This is a genomic window from Frankia sp. CcI49, from assembly GCF_001983215.1.
Lineage (GTDB): Bacteria > Actinomycetota > Actinomycetes > Frankiales > Frankiaceae > Parafrankia > Parafrankia irregularis.
In genome coordinates this window covers 252,562-269,970 of the sequence record NZ_MOWP01000020.1, presented here as the reverse complement: position 1 = coordinate 269,970, position 17,409 = coordinate 252,562, and the positions used below count along the sequence as shown (strand labels likewise).

17 protein-coding genes and 2 pseudogenes are annotated in these 17,409 nt (G+C 69.0%); 7 read left to right on the top strand and 12 right to left on the bottom strand.

Annotated features, from left to right (window positions below; translation table 11 throughout):
- Positions 1 to 156: 156 nt before the first annotated feature.
- From CcI49_RS20185 to CcI49_RS20140, 10 genes and pseudogenes are all read right to left on the bottom strand, one after another.
- Positions 157 to 609 (bottom strand): hypothetical protein, encoded by a 453-nt coding sequence (locus tag CcI49_RS20185; RefSeq protein ID WP_076828535.1) that lies wholly within the window; start codon positions 607 to 609, stop codon positions 157 to 159.
- A complete protein-coding gene (locus CcI49_RS20180; RefSeq protein ID WP_076828532.1) occupies positions 606 to 1,055 on the bottom strand; it encodes a hypothetical protein in 450 nt (149 codons plus the stop codon). Before CcI49_RS20180 ends, CcI49_RS20185 begins: the two co-directional genes overlap by 4 nt.
- Positions 1,052 to 1,462, bottom strand: a complete 411-nt coding sequence (locus tag CcI49_RS20175) for a hypothetical protein (RefSeq protein ID WP_241840153.1) — start codon at positions 1,460 to 1,462, stop codon at positions 1,052 to 1,054. The genes CcI49_RS20180 and CcI49_RS20175 overlap by 4 nt, the downstream gene beginning before the upstream one ends.
- A 21-nt stretch (positions 1,463 to 1,483) precedes the next feature.
- Positions 1,484 to 1,732 carry a hypothetical protein gene (locus CcI49_RS20170; protein WP_076828617.1) on the bottom strand — a complete coding sequence of 83 codons (249 nt, stop codon included), beginning with the start codon at positions 1,730 to 1,732 and terminating at the stop codon, positions 1,484 to 1,486.
- 95 nt (positions 1,733 to 1,827) lie between these two features.
- Positions 1,828 to 2,472 carry a type II secretion system F family protein gene (locus CcI49_RS20165; RefSeq protein WP_241840152.1) on the bottom strand — a complete coding sequence of 215 codons (645 nt, stop codon included), beginning with the start codon at positions 2,470 to 2,472 and terminating at the stop codon, positions 1,828 to 1,830.
- Between the two features lie 418 nt (positions 2,473 to 2,890).
- Positions 2,891 to 3,268, bottom strand: a pseudogene (locus CcI49_RS39790) (toll/interleukin-1 receptor domain-containing protein); the annotation flags it as partial.
- A gap of 453 nt (positions 3,269 to 3,721) precedes the next feature.
- Positions 3,722 to 4,477 (bottom strand): tyrosine-protein phosphatase, encoded by a 756-nt coding sequence (locus tag CcI49_RS20155; RefSeq protein WP_241840151.1) that lies wholly within the window; start codon positions 4,475 to 4,477, stop codon positions 3,722 to 3,724.
- Between the two features lie 1,346 nt (positions 4,478 to 5,823).
- Positions 5,824 to 6,054 carry a hypothetical protein gene (locus CcI49_RS20150; protein ID WP_054571521.1) on the bottom strand — a complete coding sequence of 77 codons (231 nt, stop codon included), beginning with the start codon at positions 6,052 to 6,054 and terminating at the stop codon, positions 5,824 to 5,826.
- A gap of 295 nt (positions 6,055 to 6,349) precedes the next feature.
- The gene (locus CcI49_RS20145) at positions 6,350 to 6,682 is read right to left on the bottom strand and encodes a hypothetical protein (RefSeq protein WP_076828525.1); all 333 of its coding nucleotides are present in this window, start codon (positions 6,680 to 6,682) and stop codon (positions 6,350 to 6,352) included.
- Between the two features lie 30 nt (positions 6,683 to 6,712).
- On the bottom strand, positions 6,713 to 7,021 hold the full coding sequence (locus CcI49_RS20140) for a hypothetical protein (RefSeq protein WP_076828523.1): 309 nt from the start codon (positions 7,019 to 7,021) through the stop codon (positions 6,713 to 6,715).
- A gap of 192 nt (positions 7,022 to 7,213) precedes the next feature.
- Between CcI49_RS20140 and CcI49_RS20135 the strand changes: the two genes are divergently transcribed.
- The 5 genes from CcI49_RS20135 to CcI49_RS20110 all read left to right on the top strand — a co-directional run bounded on the left by CcI49_RS20135 (position 7,214) and on the right by CcI49_RS20110 (position 14,217).
- Entirely contained in the window at positions 7,214 to 7,624 is a 411-nt protein-coding gene (locus CcI49_RS20135) for an ankyrin repeat domain-containing protein (RefSeq protein ID WP_054571518.1), read from the top strand.
- Between the two features lie 584 nt (positions 7,625 to 8,208).
- Positions 8,209 to 10,797, top strand: a complete 2,589-nt coding sequence (locus CcI49_RS20130) for a family 78 glycoside hydrolase catalytic domain (protein ID WP_076828518.1) — start codon at positions 8,209 to 8,211, stop codon at positions 10,795 to 10,797.
- Positions 10,798 to 11,178: 381 nt separating this feature from the next.
- Positions 11,179 to 13,110: an alpha/beta hydrolase fold domain-containing protein gene (locus CcI49_RS44490; protein WP_198955576.1), complete on the top strand. Its 1,932-nt coding sequence runs from the start codon at positions 11,179 to 11,181 to the stop codon at positions 13,108 to 13,110.
- 426 nt (positions 13,111 to 13,536) lie between these two features.
- Positions 13,537 to 13,731: an FHA domain-containing protein gene (locus CcI49_RS43435; RefSeq protein WP_076828516.1), complete on the top strand. Its 195-nt coding sequence runs from the start codon at positions 13,537 to 13,539 to the stop codon at positions 13,729 to 13,731.
- A gap of 15 nt (positions 13,732 to 13,746) precedes the next feature.
- A complete protein-coding gene (locus CcI49_RS20110) occupies positions 13,747 to 14,217 on the top strand; it encodes an FHA domain-containing protein (protein WP_076828513.1) in 471 nt (156 codons plus the stop codon).
- Here CcI49_RS20110 and CcI49_RS43430 read toward each other — a convergent pair.
- Both CcI49_RS43430 and CcI49_RS20105 read right to left on the bottom strand, forming a co-directional pair.
- Positions 14,154 to 14,321, bottom strand: a pseudogene (locus CcI49_RS43430) (GGDEF domain-containing protein); the annotation flags it as partial. The gene CcI49_RS20110 and the pseudogene CcI49_RS43430 sit on opposite strands and share 64 nt — an antisense overlap.
- A 323-nt stretch (positions 14,322 to 14,644) precedes the next feature.
- On the bottom strand, positions 14,645 to 14,959 hold the full coding sequence (locus CcI49_RS20105) for a hypothetical protein (protein ID WP_054571516.1): 315 nt from the start codon (positions 14,957 to 14,959) through the stop codon (positions 14,645 to 14,647).
- Between the two features lie 792 nt (positions 14,960 to 15,751).
- Between CcI49_RS20105 and CcI49_RS20100 the strand changes: the two genes are divergently transcribed.
- Positions 15,752 to 16,099, top strand: coding sequence for a metalloregulator ArsR/SmtB family transcription factor (locus CcI49_RS20100; RefSeq protein WP_076828611.1), 348 nt, complete (start codon positions 15,752 to 15,754; stop codon positions 16,097 to 16,099).
- Positions 16,100 to 16,163: 64 nt separating this feature from the next.
- Positions 16,164 to 17,393, top strand: a complete 1,230-nt coding sequence (locus CcI49_RS20095; RefSeq protein WP_076828510.1) for a malic enzyme-like protein — start codon at positions 16,164 to 16,166, stop codon at positions 17,391 to 17,393.
- Positions 17,394 to 17,409 lie beyond the last annotated feature (16 nt).

Below are 17,409 nucleotides of genomic sequence, written 5' to 3'. Positions count from 1 at the left end.
GCGGCCACCCGGGCGGGCGGAGTCGGCTGGCGGAGGCCCAGCGGCGGGCAGGGTTCCGCTCACGGGCAGGGGCCGAGCCGCCGGCCTGGATCTGTTGGTCCCGCGGCGGTCGGTTGCTCGGTGATCTGGCATCAGGTTCCACCTCACGATCGCGGGTCAGGGACCGGCGGTGGCTGTCGCGGATCGCGTCTGGGTGATGTCGGCGCCGGAGGAGCCTGCGAGCAGGGGAATCCGGAAGGAGAGGTGCTGGGTCAGCGTGACGGTGACCGTCGCTCCGGTGACCGTCACCGTGATGTCGTCGATGTCGTGGGCAGCCAGGAACGCCCGCACCGTGGAGGTTGCGCTCCGTCGGTCGACCAGGATGGTCCCGTCAGCGAGCGCCGTGGTGTCGAGCTGCTGAGCCCCGACCCGCGCCGCGCTTCCGGCCAGGTCGAAAGCTTGGGCGTTGGCGTGCAGCACGCGGGCCTGATCGCTGAGCAGCGCGACGAACAGCAGTGCGGCGCCGAACAGCACCATCACGAGGAACACGCTGATCGAGCCGTCGTCCTTGCCTGGGGCCTCCTGCGCCGTCGGCCGAGTCGCCGCCGGCCGACGGCGGATCCTCGTCACGGGACGCCTCCGCGGTAGCGGTCGATGACCGCCTCGTCGGTGGCCCGCAGGGTGCGCTGCCAGCCGAGCAGGCTGTTCGTCCGGCACGTGACCGTCACCCGTACCGTGCCGGCGGCCCGGAACTGCGCTGTGGATGTCTCCACGGTCAGCTCGGCGCAGACGTCGGTGTCGGCGAACCGGGTGCGGACGAGAGCGTCGGCTGCTCGCCGGGCGCCGTCCGCGGAGTTGGCGAGCGAGGCCGTTCGGGCCGCCTCCCTGGCGGCGTTCGTCATCGCGGCGCCGCTCTGGCTGGTCTGGTAGGCGACCGCCATCACGAGGATCGCGGCGATGACGATGCCGAAGCCGGCGGCAAACTCGACGGCGAACGAGCCGGCGTCCCGCGTGCCACGCCTGCCAGGGTGCGCGCAGGCGTGCCGGCGGCGGGCGGCGAACATCCCGTGGATCATGGGAGTGACCGGTTCTGGGGTACGAAGCGGATCAGTGGTCCGGTGGCGGAGCGGCTGGCGGCTCCGCCGAGTCGGTCGTGCGCTGTCACGGTTACCGTGACCGTCTCGTCGGCACGGGCGATTGTCACGTCGACGTCGGCGATCAGGCTGATCGAGGTCGCGAGGCCGGTGGCCGTGGCCTGCGCGGCGTGGTCCGTCCCGCCGGGCGACTGCACGATCTCCAGTGCGCGTTGGCTTGCGGCGGCGGCCGCTTCGGCGGCGAGCCACCGGATCCCCAGCGAGAGCAGGAGCACGAGGAGCATCAGCACCGCGCCGACGACGGCGGCGAGCGCGACGACGTTCCCCGCGTCCTTCTCTCCCGCGGGCTCGTGTTCGTCCACGGAGGGCCGTGGGGGCACGATGTTCACAGCTCTGCCCATCCGCCCCGGCTACGGGCGGCATTCCGCCTGGTCGGTGGAGGTGCAGATGTTGCGGGCGATCTCGGTGGCTCGGTCCCGCAGGATGGCGATCACGATGATGGCGATCGCGACCAGGCCGACGGCGATCATGGCGGTGCCCAGGGCGTCGCCGCGGTCCCGGTCGTCATGGAGCGCTCGCCGCTGTTGCTCGGTGCGCGCGAGGTACGCCGCGACGGTCGACGACAGGATCAGAAGGTGGGTGCTCAGGCGTCGGATCATGGTCGCCGTCCTCTCAGGCTTCCTGGGATCGAGCTGCCGGGCCCAGAAAATGCCTGGGCCCGGGTCTGTGGGGGCGCGGCTGCCGGCGGGTTCGCTCAGAAGCCGACGCCGCTGTTGATCATGACGAGGAGGGGGTAGGTCAGGAACGCCACGAAGGCGAGCGCGACCGCGGTGGCGGGCAGTTCCATCTGGGCGTCGGCGGCAGCTTCCCGGCCGCGGACGCGGGCGGTCTCCTCGGCGCGGATCGCGGCGGCCCGCGCTTCCAGCGCGAGGACAGGGGACGCCCCGCGCAGCGCGGAGGCGACCGTGCGGGCCAGGTCCGCGAAAGCGGGGATCGGCAGTTCGGTGGCCAGGGCTGTGAGCGCGGTGTCCGGGGGCAGGCCGCGCAGCTGGGCGTCGTCCAGGCCGCGCCGCAGGAGAGCGAACGTCCATCCGTCGCCGGCCTCCGCGGCGGCGCTCAGCGCGGCGTGCAACGGCAGGCCGCCGACGACGAGGATGCGCACCAGGTCGGTGTAGGCCGCGACGGCCAGGGCGGCGTCCTGTCTGCGCGCGGCGGCGAGGCGCGCCATCGGCCGGTCGGCGAGGTGGATCCCGAGCAGGCCCGCGGTGAGGAGAAGCAGCGGGAGCGCCGCCGGGGGCAGCAGGCGGGCCAGCACGCCCGGCGTGGCGAGCAGTGCGACGGCGCCGATCCCAGCCAGCAGGTGGCCGAGGCGCGAGGCAGTGTGTGCTTCGACGGTCACCTTTCAGGGCTGGTGTTGCAACCACCGTTAGAACCCAAGTCGGTAGGTGTGGCAAGAAGAATCCCTTCGAACCACCGAACCGTTCGCCTGGAGCGGCACCCGCGGTTCCAGCGGGATCAGACACCGGCCGGTCGCCTACCTGCCAGGTGAGCGGCAACGGATGCATGCTCATCAGCCGCGCCTCATGGAGAGCTCGGGTCTCCCGGCCCGACCACCTCGCCACCACCACCACTCCAGGCGCCTCCCTCGGAGAACCATCACCACCGTCGCTTCCCCCATCCCATGAGACCCCCGACAGCCTCAGCTCCCCGTTGACCAGATCGCGCAGGCCAGGGAAACAGGGAGTGGGATCGGACGGGAACACCGGCGCGGTGGCAGGCTTGCGCCGCGCGGCCACCGCCGCGCCTATCAGACGCTCGCGCGCTGTGTCGTCGTCCAAGCCGAAAAGATCCACCCCAATTAGCGGTCGCAAAAGGCCCGGCTGCGGGCAGTTCTCCACCCGCGCCACCAACAGACGCCGCTCTTCCCCGGTCGGATCACCCGCCCACACAGCTTGCCACTGCGCGGTCTCGATCGCCGACATCAAATACGCCGGCGACAACACCACAACTACTCGCGCCGAGGTTGAGAGTGCCGCCTGCGTCTCCTGCACAAGGCTCGACCCGACGACGAAGTCCCAGGCCCCCAGCACCACCCGAAAGCCGACGGCCTCCAACTGCCAGCCGATCCACTCCGCCCATGCCACGTCCGCGGTCGCATACGACACGAAAAAATCGGCGGCAGCGTCTGCTCCCATGACAGCCGACCGGCCTCCCCCTATGACCATGCTCACAGACTGCCACAAGCTGTGAGGCGCCGTGGTTCGAGTGAGAGTCAGCCCAGCAACGGTGTAACTGAGATTGGTCGGACTACTGCGACCTGCGGTGAGCCGGCCGTCGAGGGTGATTGTGGCCGTGAGGGCTCAGGAGATCCTTGACGGTTCGTGCTCAACACATCCTTGGCTGCAGCCCTCTATCTGTGATCTTGTTCTGTCGGTTGTTCGTGGCGGAATGGGCGGGTTCGTGGATCAGCTGGCGAAGCGCTGTTGCATTCTGGGGATCCGGCGCAGGTCGGAGGCCTGCCCGCCACCGGTCAGACCGCGCTGGGCGTACTGTCATCCGCTTCGCTGCCTCAGAGCTACGCCCGCCCCGGTGGCGACGCCAACGTCAATCCATGTCCGAGGCGGCGACTGAGCCGTCGGCCACACCGGTCAGCGCGGCTCGATGATCATGTGGCGCCACCGGTCGATCTGCACGCGGGTCGCGCCGTGGGCGAGCAGGAAGCCGGCAGCTCCGCCGTGCGTGGCGTCCAGGAAGTCCAGCGCGCCGATGATCGCCTGGGGGTCGACCACGGGCGCGGGCGCCGACCGGCCAGCTGACGCCTGCTCACGAAGGTGCTGGTACTCTTCCCGATGCGCCAGCGCCTCGCGGACGAGCTGGATCCGCTCCGCGGTGGCGAGATAGTCCGCGATGATCGCCTCACGCTCGACGTCGGCGGCGGCCAGCAGCACGGCGACGGTGACACCCGTACGATCCTTGCCGGCGGCGCAGTGCACGAGCGCCGGTGTGCGGCTGCCCGAGACCAGGAAGTCCAGCACGCGGACCAACCCCGCACCAGCCGACTCGAGCATGGTCGCGTACAGCTTGGCGAAGTCGTAGCCGCCTGCCTGCCCGCGCCTCACCGACGGGTCGGTGAGGCCGGTGAGATCGAGCAGCGGCTCGTGAAGCCAGCTGATGCCGAGGCCCGAGAACCAGTCAGCTTCGCGGGGGTTCTCGAACGGCGCGCGCAGGTCCACGACGCCGCGCAGCCCCACCTGATCCCCGAGAACGGCGATGTCACCGGCGGTCAGGCTGTCCAGATTGTCGCCGCGCAGCAGTACTCCAGGTCGGACCACACCTCCAGCGGCGGCCAACCCGCCGAGGTCACGCACGTTGTAGGCACCGGCGAGATCGATCCAGCGAGGCACACGAGGAGCAGTCACCATACCGGCAACAATAGATAGTCGCGAGACTATAGTCACCCGACTAAAAATCGCCTACCCGTTAGCACTGCAACGGGTGCACCCAGCGATCAGGAGATGGTCGCCAGCGACCCTGATGATCTCAAGCTCGTCGTCGCCTGCCGGTGGGAGTCCGGTCCGGGTAGCTGCCAGGAGGCCCGGTAGCAGGCTGGCAGCTTCGGGGAGAAACTCCCGGGGTTGAAGCCCAGCGTCCAAAGCCCTTCAGGGGGAGCGAGTGGACGGTCCGCAGCATGAAGCGAAGCCTGCCACGTCGTTAGACACCAAGAGAGAGCCGAGCCGATCTGCGGGTAGACCGGGGCCGCCGGCGCCGATCTGATCTGGGTACCCGACTACGCGGCGGGCACCCCCTCGACGCCGCGCACGAGCGCGGCACCCGCCGCGACAACATCATCGACTGGCTCAAGGACCAGTGCGTCCGAGCAGCAACCCCCAGGACCGCCACCCCGAAATGACGGCCGCGCGGTCCCACGCCTGGAAGCCAGACACAGCGCCACCCCGGACACTCGCCGCGATCCGTAGGAACTCGCTGACCGTCGTGTCCTCCGGGCCGTGGGCGTGGTCCGAGGAGCGCCCTGCGACGCAGGGCGATAGCGACGTCCAACCCGCCCTCGCACTGCTCGACCGTCCGCCGATCAACTATCCATCTCAGCCGGGTCCATGGGGCGGAGGGATTATTCACGATGGCGTGAGTTCAGGTTCAGCTGTATTTTCGGGTCGTGGCGACCATCGCTTCGGATATCTAGTCGGCCGGGCGTTGGCTGATCCGATCAGGGCCCGGCTGGCTGCTGGCTCTTCGAGACCGCCCGGCGCATTCGGCCGGTCTGGCGGAGGCGATGGGGATCTGCCCGATGCGTGGGGGCGGTTGACGTAATTCCGCTTTACCGGCTGAAAGCGTCGAGCTGTGGCGATCGTCGGGTCCACGGATGACGAAACCCCGCCGTGTCACGTAGCGTGCCTGCGCATGTCTCCGCCTGACATTACGCTCGCAATCTTGGTTAACGGGCCCTTCCGGGGTGGCACGTTCATGGTGCGCCCCGGCCAGCCCCTCACGTTCGGTGCCTCGTGGCTGAACTCGCATCCCGTGGTCTACCGGCCCACGGACAGGGTCATCGCAACGATGGAAGGTGACGCGGTGGTCCTGCGATGCGCGCCTGCCGCTCTGCCGGCATCACGCATGGTTTCAGGTGACCGGGAACGGCCAGATCACCCGAACAGGCGTTTTCCGACCGGCTGGTGACGGTCGGTTGCCCACGGTGTCGCGCCCCTGCGTGGCCGCGCGGGTGGCTCCAGAGCTACCTGGGCCGGTGGGGCTCGATCATCCAGGCCAGATCGCTGGGCTGGACGTGTAGATGGTCCGCTATCTCCTCGTACGTGCGGCCCGCGTCGATGGCCTCCAGGATCGCCTCACCGCGGATCGTCCGGAGATCCTTCGGTCCGGGGGTACCGTTCCAGAGCAGGTCGTTGGCGGTGACGGCCCGCAGCACCGGGTCGTCGATAGCACTCAGGCTGGGGATGGGAGTCACCGGCTCATGGTGGCGTTGCGGTGACCAGACGGCAAGCGGGATGTGTCCATTTGCTGTCAACTGTCGGTCATCCCACTCACGGCGGCCGGATCGCCCATGGTCGTGGCCTTCTCCCGGATACCGGCAGGGTGCGGCGTGATCGCGCCGGCGCATCGTCGCGGGGGGCTGGACACAGGGCCCTCTGGAGCCGGGGCGCCGACGTCCTGGAGGCCCGGCTACGCGCTCATGGCAGAGTTGCGGTAAGCCGCCCATTACCGCCGACCGTGGCCACAAGGTGCGATTCCGCCGCCGTTCTTCACTCAGCTGGGCCGGCTTCCGTGGCGGCGGCGCGCAGGGCGGTCAGGATGTYGTGGTCGGCGGGGCTGCCTTGGAGCGCACCGGCCGTCTGGTAAAGGCGGCATTGCAACCCGTAGCTGGTGGCGCGCTCGGCGGTCGGGTCCACGTCGCGGCCGTTGATCCGTAGCGTCGGGGAGCCGAGGAACCTCGTGGTCTGCGCGGTCAGGTCGTCGTCGATCCGCCGTAGTAGTACGGGCTCGGACACGCCGTCCGCGTCGAGGAGGCGGCGCAGATGGTCCAGGAACCGGTCATGGTTCGGGCAGCCAGCGACATACAACACCTCGATCAACATCGCTCCTCCTCCACATGCGGCGAGGTGGACTTAGGGAAGGCGATTACCAAGCCACCGCAGGGGCCGGCCGACCAAGGCGCTCTCGTGCCAACGTCGCCGGATGACCAGGCTCCGGGCGGCGCGCAGCACGTCGCGTAGCCGGGCGGTTGGTGAGCGGTGTCGCGCGTCCTCTCGGCCGCGGGCCTGCTGGTGCAGGTAGTGCGCACAGGGCAGGCAGAGCCCGACCTCGGGATGGTTGCCAAGCCGCACCATGTCGGGCTCCGCGCAGCTGCATCCACAGCACCAGCACGCCTGCGGCTCGGCGGTGTCAGGCCCGGTACTCGCCTGGACGGTCGTCATCAACGTCCCTCCCTGTCGGTCGCGCGGTCAGATGCTCTGCCCGCGCGGCGAGAAGATCCTTAGCCTGCCGGTCTGGGTCGGTTCCTAGTCTGAGCAGCACCAGCCGGATCGGGTAGTCCCCGCCGCGGTTCAGGCCGAGACCGGCGCTCTCGCGGTGCTCGCTGTCAGCCCTCAGCGGTGGCACGCGCACGCTTGACCGCGGCATCGATCCGCCCGGACAGTGCCGAGGTGGACGCACCCGAACCAGACAGCGCGATCGAGCTCGGCGCCATCCATGCCGGCGACCTCGACGCCGTACGTCGTCTCATCACCGCCGCGCCCCAGCTGCTCAGCGGCCCTCTCGGGGGACCGTTCAAGACCCGCACCGCGTTGCATGTCGTGACTGACTGGCCGGGCTACTTCCCGAACGGCCCGCAGGTCGTGCGGATGCTGCTGGAAGCGGGCGCGGATCCCGACGGCCGCGGTCCGGGTGAGGAGACCCCGCTGCACTTCGCGGCCAGCAGCGACGACGCCGATGTCGCCGCGGCCCTGATCGACGGCGGCGCCGACCTGGAAACCCCTGACGGGTCGATCGGCAGCCCGCTGGACAACGCGATCGGCTAGTACTGAGTCGAAAATGACTCAGTACTAGGACGGGCGCGTCTGATGGATGTGTTGCATCGGCAGAGTCCGCTGTCCAGCGGCCGTCGATCGGTCATGATCGATTTGATGCGTCGGCGTCGTGGCTGTCCGCCGTGGTCCACCGCCAAACCAGCTGAGCCCGGACGGGGCCCTTCGGTCGGGCTTCGTCCTGGTACGGTGGCTGCGCACTTGCGCGCGCTAGTTTCGTAGTGCTAACGTTCGCCCGTCGGATTGGCTCGTAGGCGCGGAACCTGGGACCGACACCAGCGGGAACCGTGCCGACGCCACCATGCTTCTCGGCCCCGGCCGCACCGCGGACGACGTCAGGTCACGGGCGCTGCCCCGGTCCGCCGTCCTCGACTATCTCTGCGATCCTCCCCGCGCGCGCTGGACCCGAATTCCTCGCGCCGATGAAGGAGCCCCATGAGCAGCAGGTACCGTAGCCCGTTCGGCGTCCCCGGCGCCGCGCACTCCGGCGACACATCGCGCACCCCGTTCCGCACGCGGACCGGTCCGTTCCCGAGGAATCCGGGTAACGCCGCCCCGACATGCACCGAGGCTGCACGATGAGGGCGGTCCGGCTGCGGACGGAGTATCTCCACGAGCCGCTCGGCCTGGGCATCGCGGCTCCTCGTCTGTCCTGGAACACGCACGATGGCATCCAGCAGTCCGCATACCGGATCGTGGCGCGGCGTGCCGGCGACCTGGTGTGGGACAGCGGCACGGTCGCCTCAGCGAGGATGACGCACATTCCCTACGAGGGCGCCGTGCTCGGCAGCCGCGACCGCGTGGACTGGTCGGTCGTGCTGTGGGACGAGAACGGCGCCGCGGGGCCGGCGGCGACCTCGTCGTTCGAGCTCGGGCTGCTCGACCCGGCCGACTGGACGGCCGAGTGGATCACCGGTGACTACGAGCCCGAACAGAACGTCCGTTACCCGGTCGACCATTTCCGCCGCGAGTTCCTCGCGCCGCTGCCGGTGCGGCACGCTCGCCTGTACATCACCGCGGCCGGCGTCTACGAGGCCACGCTGAACGGCCGGCCCGTCGGCGACATCCGGCTTGCGCCCGGCGCCACCGACTACCGCCATCGATTCCAGTATCAGACCTTCGATGTCACGGAGCTCGTCGGCCAGCGCAACGCCCTCGAGATACAGCTCGCTGACGGCTGGTACCGCGGCTCGGTCAGAGCCTTCGGCGTCACGAACGTGTTCGGGCGGCAGACCAAGGTGCTCGCCCAGCTCGAGCTCACCTACCAGGACGGCTCGACGGAGAGCATCGGCAGCGACGCGCGCTTCCGGTGGAGCAACGACGGGCCGAAGCGGTTCGCGGACCTGAAGGACGGCGAGGTCCACGACGCCCGGCGCCGGGCAAGCCACTCCGGCCACGCGCGGGTGACGACCGATCCCGTGGTCCCCACCGCGTCCGACAACGTCGCGCCGACCGAGCACGAGCGCTTCCAGGCGCGGTTGCTGACCACGCCGAGCGGACAACGGGTGCTCGATTTCGGCCAGAACATCGCTGGCTTCGTCGCGTTCACCGTCTCRGGCAGCGAGGGCCAGCAGCTCACCCTGCGGATGGGAGAGATCCTCGACGCGGCCGGTGAGTTCACGCAGCGCAACTTCCAGCTACGTAAGCCGGTCGATGAGTTCGGGCCCGACGTCGAGGTGCTGCTCATGACCGGCGGGGAAGACCAGATCGAGGGAGAACTACAACCCACGCCCCGGCAGGAGATAGTGTTCACCGCGAGTGGCGGGGTCGACCACTATGTGACGCGGTTTGCCGTCTTCGGCTTCCGCTACGCGCTGGTGGACACCGACATCGATATCGACCCCGACGCTTTCGAGGCGATCGCGGTCTACTCCGACATGGAGCAGACCGGAACATTCACCTGCTCGAACGAGGGAGTCAACCAGTTTCTCGAGAACACCCGCTGGAGTATGAAGGGAAACGCCCTCGACGTGCCCACGGACTGTCCGACCCGCGAGCGCCTCGGCTGGACCGGAGACGCCCAGGTCTTCTTTGACACCGCGGCCTATCTCATGGATGTCGCCGCCTTTTTCCGCAAGTGGCTGCGGGACCTGAGCGACGGCCAGCTCGATGATGGGAAACCACCGGCGGTCGTCCCGTACAACGGCGTCGCGATGCTCTACGACAGCACGGGCGGCTCCGTCGGCTGGGCGGACGCCGTCGTGCTTGTGCCGTACCGGTACTGGAAGCGGTACGGCGACCGGAGCATCCTGAGCGACTGCTACGGCGCGATGCGCCGCTACGCGATGTTCATGATCGCGAATGTGGGCCCGCTCGACCCCGAGCGGGCGGCCGACAACCCGCACGCGGCCTATATCTACGAGAAAGGCGTGCATCTCGGCGAGTGGCTGGAGGCGGCTGAGTTCCGCGACCCAAGCCCGGGCCTGACCCCGATGCCGGAGGAGGCCACCGCGTACCTGCACTTCTCGATGCGTCACCTGGCGGAGATCGCGGCCGAGCTGGACGAGACCGCGGACGTCAAGCTGTTCACCGAATACGCCGACGGCGCGCGGGCGGCCTATCGTCACCTGTATCTCCACGCGGACACGACCGATACCGACCGGCAGGCGAAGATGGTGCGCCCGCTGGCGTTCGGCCTCGTCGAGGACACCGAACGGCGCCGCCTCGAGGAACGGCTTGTCCGGGCGGTCGAGAACCGGAGCCATCACGTCAACACCGGATTCCTGTCGACCGCGTTCCTGCTACCGACGCTCACCGCGGCCAACCGAGCCGACACCGCGTACCGCATGTTGGAGAACGAGGACGCGCCGAGCTGGCTCGCCGAGGTAAAGGCCGGCGCGACGACCGTCTGGGAGGACTGGGAGGGGGCGGCGAGCCACAACCATTACTCGCCCGGGGCCGTCTGCCAATGGCTGTTCGACACGGTCGCCGGCATCCGCGTCGCCGCCGAGCGGCACTTCGTCATCGCGCCTGTTCCAGGTGGCACGCTCACCCACGCCCAGGCGTCCTACACCAGCGTCTACGGCACCGTGACCAGCGCGTGGACACGAGCGGGCGCGGGCGTCGCGCTGACCATCACCATCCCGCCGAACACGACGGCCGACATCCGGCTGCCGGGCGGCGGCGCGTATGCCGTCGGACCTGGCACGCACCGGTACGCGGTGTGACCCCCAACTCCGGGTGTGAACATCGCACAGCCGTCGGCTCGGCCTGAGGTTACGCGCTCGGCGGCCGGCGCGGCCGGACCGCTCGCGAGGCCGTCGGCCGGTGCTGCCATCCGCGCGGACCGGTCGCGGACCATCTGGGACGCGGCGCCGTTGGGCTCGACCCAGACGAAGGCGTAGTGCGACAGCGGCCTGCCGCTGTCGTCGACAAGGTTCACCGGGGAACCATGCCGGCGACGTCGTCGGCGACGTCGCGCAGCGCCTTGGTGACCTTGGCCAACCCCGGCGTCGTGCGGTCACCCTCCTGGTCGCATTCCGTCGCCAAGCCGTCCGAACTTGCGCGCGCTAGTCCATGATGTTAGCTTCCGTCCTGTGCTTCCAGTCTTGGACGAGGAGTGTGCCGCAGCCTGGCGGCTCATCATCGAAGGACACTTCGGCGGCGTCGTCCCCGAGATGACCGAGGACGAGATCCCGAAGGCACGCGCGAGCAACATGCTGACCCGCGACCTCATGCTCAGTTTGTTTCCCTTCACCGAGCGGGAAATTACGTTCCCCGGGCCCGAGTCACCGATCACACTGTCCGTCTTCACCCCGGTCGGCCATGTGCCCGGCGGCCCGGGGATTGTCTGGATCCACGGTGGCGGCATGACCACCGGTGACCGCTTCTGGGCCTTTCCGGCTCTCCGGCTGGCGGCCGCAGCCGGGGCCGTCGTCGTGTCGGTCGAGTACCGCCTGGCGCCCGAGCATCCCGATCCGGCGCCAGTCGACGACTCCTATGCGGGCCTGTGCTGGACCGCCGCGCACGCGGCCGAGCTGGGGATCGACGGCGACGCGCTGGTCCTGGCCGGCAGCAGCGCCGGAGGTGGGATCGCCGCGGGGACGGCGTTACGCGTACGTGACGATGGTGGGCCCGCGCTTGCCGGCCTGCTGCTGTTGAGCCCGATGCTCGACGACCGTATGCGGACGGTCTCGGCCGGCATGGCCGGAGTGCTGCCGTGGAGCGGGGCCAGCAACAGAACCGGGTGGCGGATGCTGCTGGGCGACCGTTCGGGCACTGACGACGTCTCCATCTACGCCGCACCGGGCCGGGCAACGGATCTTTCCGGGCTTCCCCCCACCTTCCTCGACGTCGGCAGCGTCGACCTCTTCCGTGACGAGGGCGTCGCCTTCGCGTCGACGATCTGGGCGTCCGGCGGCGATGCCGAGATCCACGTATGGCCCGGCGGATTTCACGGGTATGAGGACCTGGCGCCAGCCGCGGCGCTCTCCGTCGACACCATCGCCACCCGCGAGCGGTGGCTCACCCGCACCCTCACCCGCGCCCACGGCCAGCCGGGCAGCCAGCCCGAGGACGAGCGAGCGGCCCGTGACACCGAGGCCCCCCAGCCGCCCGGCGCGGACTCGGCGGCTCGGTCGGGGGCCACCCTGGCCGAGATACAGATCAGGGATCCGTTTCTCGTCACGCCCGCGAACAGCACCCAGTACGTCCTGTTCGGCAGCACCGATCGTGACATCTGGCAGGGACCCGCGACCGGCTTCGACTGCTGGACCAGCACGGACCTGCGGACCTGGCACGGCCCCGTCGCCGCCTTCCGGCCACCGGCCGGCTTCTGGTCGACAAGCCAGTACTGGGCGCCAGAGGTGCACGAGTACGCCGGCCGCTGGCACATGCTGGCCACGTTCGGCGGGCCGGACGTCATCCGCGGCACGGCGGTCCTGGTCGCGGACGCGCCCACCGGGCCCTTCGAGCCGTGGAGCGAGGGACCGGTGACGCCCCCCGATTGGGAATGTCTCGACGGGACGCTGCACGTCGACGCCGCTGGCCAGCCATGGATGGTGTTCTGCCGAGAATGGGTCCAGATCGGCGACGGAGAGGTCCTCGCCCAACGACTGACGAGTGACCTCAGATCGGCCGCGGACGAGCCGCCGGTGTGCCTGTTCCGCGCCTCGGCGGCGCCCTGGGCCCGCTCGATAGGAGCGCTGGAAGACGGCCGGCTCGCCTACGTCACCGACGGTCCGTTCCTGCACCGGACCTCGGATGGCACCCTGCTCATGCTCTGGTCGAGCCTCGGCGAGCGCGGGTACGCGATGGGCGTGGCACGCTCGGAGTCCGGGCACGTGCTCGGGCCGTGGACGCAGGAGCCCGCGCCGCTGTGGCCCGAGGACGGGGGCCACGGCATGATCGCCGCAATGCGCGACGGCGGCCTAGCCCTGCTGCTGCACGCCCCGAACGAGACTCCCCGGGAGCGCGTGGTCATCTGCCGGCTGCGCGAGGTCGCGGGCGGCATTGATCTTGCTCTATCGGCGGATGACTGACCTGGCAATGCGCTGTTACCACCCGGCTCGGCGCCGGCCGTTCAGGATGACGACCGACCGGCGCCAAGGCATCAGTATTCCTCATTCCTCGCGCTGCTGGATATCGTCACGCAGACCATCGAGCAGTATCGGCGGGCCGCCACGGCCACCAAGCCATCACCAGGGTCAGCACCAACCGAGTGGCCGCTTACAGGCTTGTTCACTGCGACGACCGGATGGCCCAGACGGAGTCGAACGGCGTCTGGGACGCGACCTGGTGGCGGTTCACGCTCGCGCGGGAAAGCCCGCAGATCGGCAACGAAGCTCTCCGAGTAGCAGGCCGGTGTTAGAGAAGCCTCGCGGAGTACGGACGATCCGCGGCCCTGCGCACCCGGCGAAGGCGTAACGGGACGGACACCACGGTGGCAGACGTGAAAGGGAGCTCAGGTGGAGCGGACCATGCTGAGCGTGCTCAGCCCGGCAGGTGAGGTGACGCTGACCGGCGACGGGCCGTGCGCGGTGGGCCGTTCGCACGGAGTCGACATCATCATTCGGGACAGCAGGGTCTCCCGCCGCCATCTAGTCCTCGAACCGACGGACGCCGGCTGGCTCGTCCGGGACACGAGCCTCAACGGGCTATGACAGGCCGGACAGCGCATGGACAACGTCACCGCCGTGGACCTGGCCGAGACACGGTTCCGGCTCGGTGCCCCCGACGGCCCCGAAATCATCCTCACACCCTTCACAGGCGATGGGGACGTCACCGCCATCGCCGGGTCCCGGTCTGCCGACGTCGACACAACCTTCGACGACCAGCCACGGCTGCACCCGCTTCGGCCTGGAACGCTGCGCCTGGGCCGCGTCCACGGCAATGACATCACCGTCTCGGACCTGCTCGCCTCACGACACCACACCGAACTACACATTCGCGGCGAAATTGCGGAAATTGTCGACCTCGACTCGGCGAACGGAACGTTCGTCTCCCCGGCCAGCGCGACGGACCGCATCTCGCTGAGCGCCCGGCGGTACCTGTCGACCTGCTGCGGCTCGTCGATGTCGACGGGGAGGCGTCGAGCGAACAGTGCCCGGTTGGCCAGGCCGGTCAGGGGGTCATGGAACGCCTGGTAGTTCAGCTGTTTCTCGCGTTCCCGCACCGCTGCCAGGAGGCGGGTGTTCTCGGCGAGGGTGATCATCTGTCGGGCGAACGCCAGGGCCAGCAGTGACACCGCGCCGTTGTTTGTTCCAGACCTGGTACCCGGTTTAGCGCGGATTCGCGAGGATGGCCTGTACGGCCCCCTTGGACCGGATAAGGTCAGAAACCATCACGCGTTTGAAGTCCCGTATCTTGCGGACTGGGAACGGGGATCTTCAAGCGCCCATCCTTTCTCCTGGCCCACCACGAAAGGTCCACCACGGAGCCACGGAGTACCACATATTCCGGAAATATATCGCACGTAATACGGCCACTTCCGCTCTCCGGGGTTGGGGAGCCGGGCGGGCATGCCAGGTTCGGTGGCTGCCGTTCCCTGCCACGCCCGCCCGGTATCTGAGGTGGCTACTCGCGGCCGAACGGCTGGCCCTGCCGCCCCTGATCAGCCTGCTCACCGCCGAAACGCTCACCGGACTGCCCGCCCTGGCCAACGCCGACGCCGACGCCGACCAGTTCTCGCAGCCGGTTCTCGACGTACCGCTCGCTGTGGTTGGACTTGTCGGCGATCCGTGCGATCAGGTCATTGACACCCGTCGCGGCATCCACATCCGATGCGCTGACCTGGCCGAACTGGTCGAGCAGACGGTAGCGAAGCTGCCGCCAGTTCTGACGCAGCTGCTGCTCCACCTGCCGACGCTCCTGCTGCTCCTGCTGAGTCATCCCGCTCCTCTTTCGCCGTAACATTTATTCCTTGGAAACGACCCGGGGGGAACGCTACCCAGCGGTTCGCGGATTCGCGAGCCCGGCCGTAGCGGCGGCGTGGCTACCGCCATCGCGCACAACGGGAACGTCTCACACGACAAGCCCGCATAGGACCATGAGGTCGATGGGCATGCTGCCCGTAAAGAATAGGCCTGGCCGAGCTCAGGCGATCCCCCGACGGCGGGGCCACGATCATACATATACTTCGTTCCGCTCGTCTGCGATATACCAGACCACGGAGGCGCTGCTGCGATCGCGGTAACGGCGACAGAGGCGAAGGAATGACACAAGTCGCCAGCATCGGTCAGACCTAATGTCACTACAGACCTTGAAAGGTCTGGGTCACGGGGGTTAGGGGCCGGAATGACGCTCCACTGGCCACCCGCGTGGTGGCTCAGGCCGTCGGCTGCGCAGACCAGCAGAGCGTCCAGCCGGTGCACCTGCCACCGGACCAGCGACAACGTCGGCAGACAGGTGCGACGGCAGTCATCGGTCCGCCCCGGCGATGGCCGATAGAGATCACCACGACTGCCTCGGCGGCTCCTCCCGCTGGCGGTCGTTGCCGATCCAGGGCCAGTTGCGGACAGCACACACCCGTCGCAGATCCCCCACGACGACTAGTTGCTGAATTCTGCAACTTCTAAGATAATACTGCCGCGATGTTGCCGGGCGGCCGCGCGAGGGGGCGGCCGGGCGGGCTTGGCGTCATGGACGGTGAACGTGGCTGTACTGGCTGAGAGGGGTGCCCTGGTGGTGGTTCCACTGCATCAGGTGAAGGCGGAGTTCTTCCGCATGTTGGGGCATCCCGTTCGAATCCGGGTGCTGGAGTTGCTGGTGGACGGGCCGACACCGGTACGGGATCTGCTGTCGAAGATCGAGGTGGAGCCACCGAACCTGTCACAGCACCTCGCGGTGTTGCGCCGCTCGGGCCTTGTGACGGCGACCCGAGAGGGGCCGACCGTGGTGTATGCGCTGGCGGGTGGGGATGTGGCCGATCTGATGGGGGCCGCACGGCGGATCCTGACGGAGGTGGCGGCAGGGCAGGTCGGTTTGTTGGAACAGCTGCGCGAAGCCGAAGCCGAAGCCGGCCGGTCATGAGAGTGCCACGGAGACGGCGACCTATGCCGCCGGCTCGGCGGCCTGGAGACGTGGGGGCGGTCGCATGACGTCCCGCGGATCGGCCCGGGTGAATCCAGCGTTCGGTCTCGCGGTGTATGTGTCCGCGCAGGCTCGGCCGGCTCTCGAGACGGTCCTCGCGCGGGCCCCGGGCATGGTGGTTGTTCAGGCGGATGATCCCGGTCCGGACAGCTGCCGGCGGATCATCGTGGACGCGGACAGCGGGTCGACCCTGTTGTGGCTGGTGCACGCACTGCAGGAGACGTTGGGGGCCGAGCTTCTCCATACCGAGGATCCGGTGTTCGCGGTCGCGTCCACGGGGAAGCTCGGTCAGTCGCTGCGGGCGTCGATCGCGACGGGGCGGGACCTGGCGTTGTTGGACGTGGACGCGGACCGTCGCGTGGTCCGCCATCTGTCCACCCATCCAGGGCAGATCGACAGATTCAGCGGCCGGACCCGCAGAGTGGCCTTGCTCAGCGATGCCAGCGCGGTGCTGGACTTCGAGCCGTTGCCGGCCAGCGCCTCATTGCCGGCGGTGGAATCCCAGGCGGTCCACCTGCACCGGGAGACCGGTTTCGATGTTGTTCCGATCCCGATCACGGTCGACGGTCCCGACGAGCTCGCCTTACTGGTCCGCATGATTGATGCGGGGTTCGGTGCGTCGGTGCTGGTGCACACGCATGTCCGCCACATCGACGCGGTTCGCGCCGCCCTGCGGTCCGCTCCCGCGCCGCATCCGGTGCTCCTCGACACCATCAACGATGGTTTCGCCGTGGCGGCCGCGGCAGCTGCCCTGAACCATCTGCGACGTCAGGGGGTCGGACCGGGGCAGGCTCGGGTGGCCGTCGTCGACCCGCACCGCGGTGGGGATCTCGCCGGTCTCCTGCTGGCCGCCGGCATCGGCGATCTGATGTTGTACGACCCGGTCATCTACGGTGTGCAGTTGCTGCACCAGCTCGCGGACCGTCTCGATCTCGTCGTCGACCTGATCGGTCTGGCGGCACCCCCCGCAGGTCCCGCGGTGTTGCGCGCCCGGCCCGAGGCACCACCCCGTCTCACCCAGGCGACCATGCAGCCACGGCCCCTGCACGCGCTGCCGGGCCTGCTGCGCGCCGCCGTGACCGCCCGCCGCTCGATCACCATGGCTGCTCGCGTCGCCGCGGTCCACGCTGTGGCGGAGCAGGCCCCCTTCGGCGCTCTGCTTCCACGACCGGAYCATCCCCAGCTCGTGTCGGCTGTTTCGGACGCCGCCCTGTCAGTGCTGTCCACTCCCTGATCCCGACGGACCCGCC

Excerpts from the sequence above, each read along its gene's own strand:
- CcI49_RS20110 (WP_076828513.1), top strand. The coding sequence starts at position 13,747 with ATGGACAACGTCACCGCCGTGGACCTGGCCGAGACACGGTTCCGGCTC.
- CcI49_RS20140 (WP_076828523.1), bottom strand. The coding sequence starts at position 7,021 with ATGACGACCGTCCAGGCGAGTACCGGGCCTGACACCGCCGAGCCGCAG.
- CcI49_RS20170 (WP_076828617.1), bottom strand. The coding sequence starts at position 1,732 with ATGATCCGACGCCTGAGCACCCACCTTCTGATCCTGTCGTCGACCGTC.
- CcI49_RS20180 (WP_076828532.1), bottom strand. The coding sequence starts at position 1,055 with ATGATCCACGGGATGTTCGCCGCCCGCCGCCGGCACGCCTGCGCGCAC.
- CcI49_RS20105 (WP_054571516.1), bottom strand. The coding sequence starts at position 14,959 with ATGACTCAGCAGGAGCAGCAGGAGCGTCGGCAGGTGGAGCAGCAGCTG.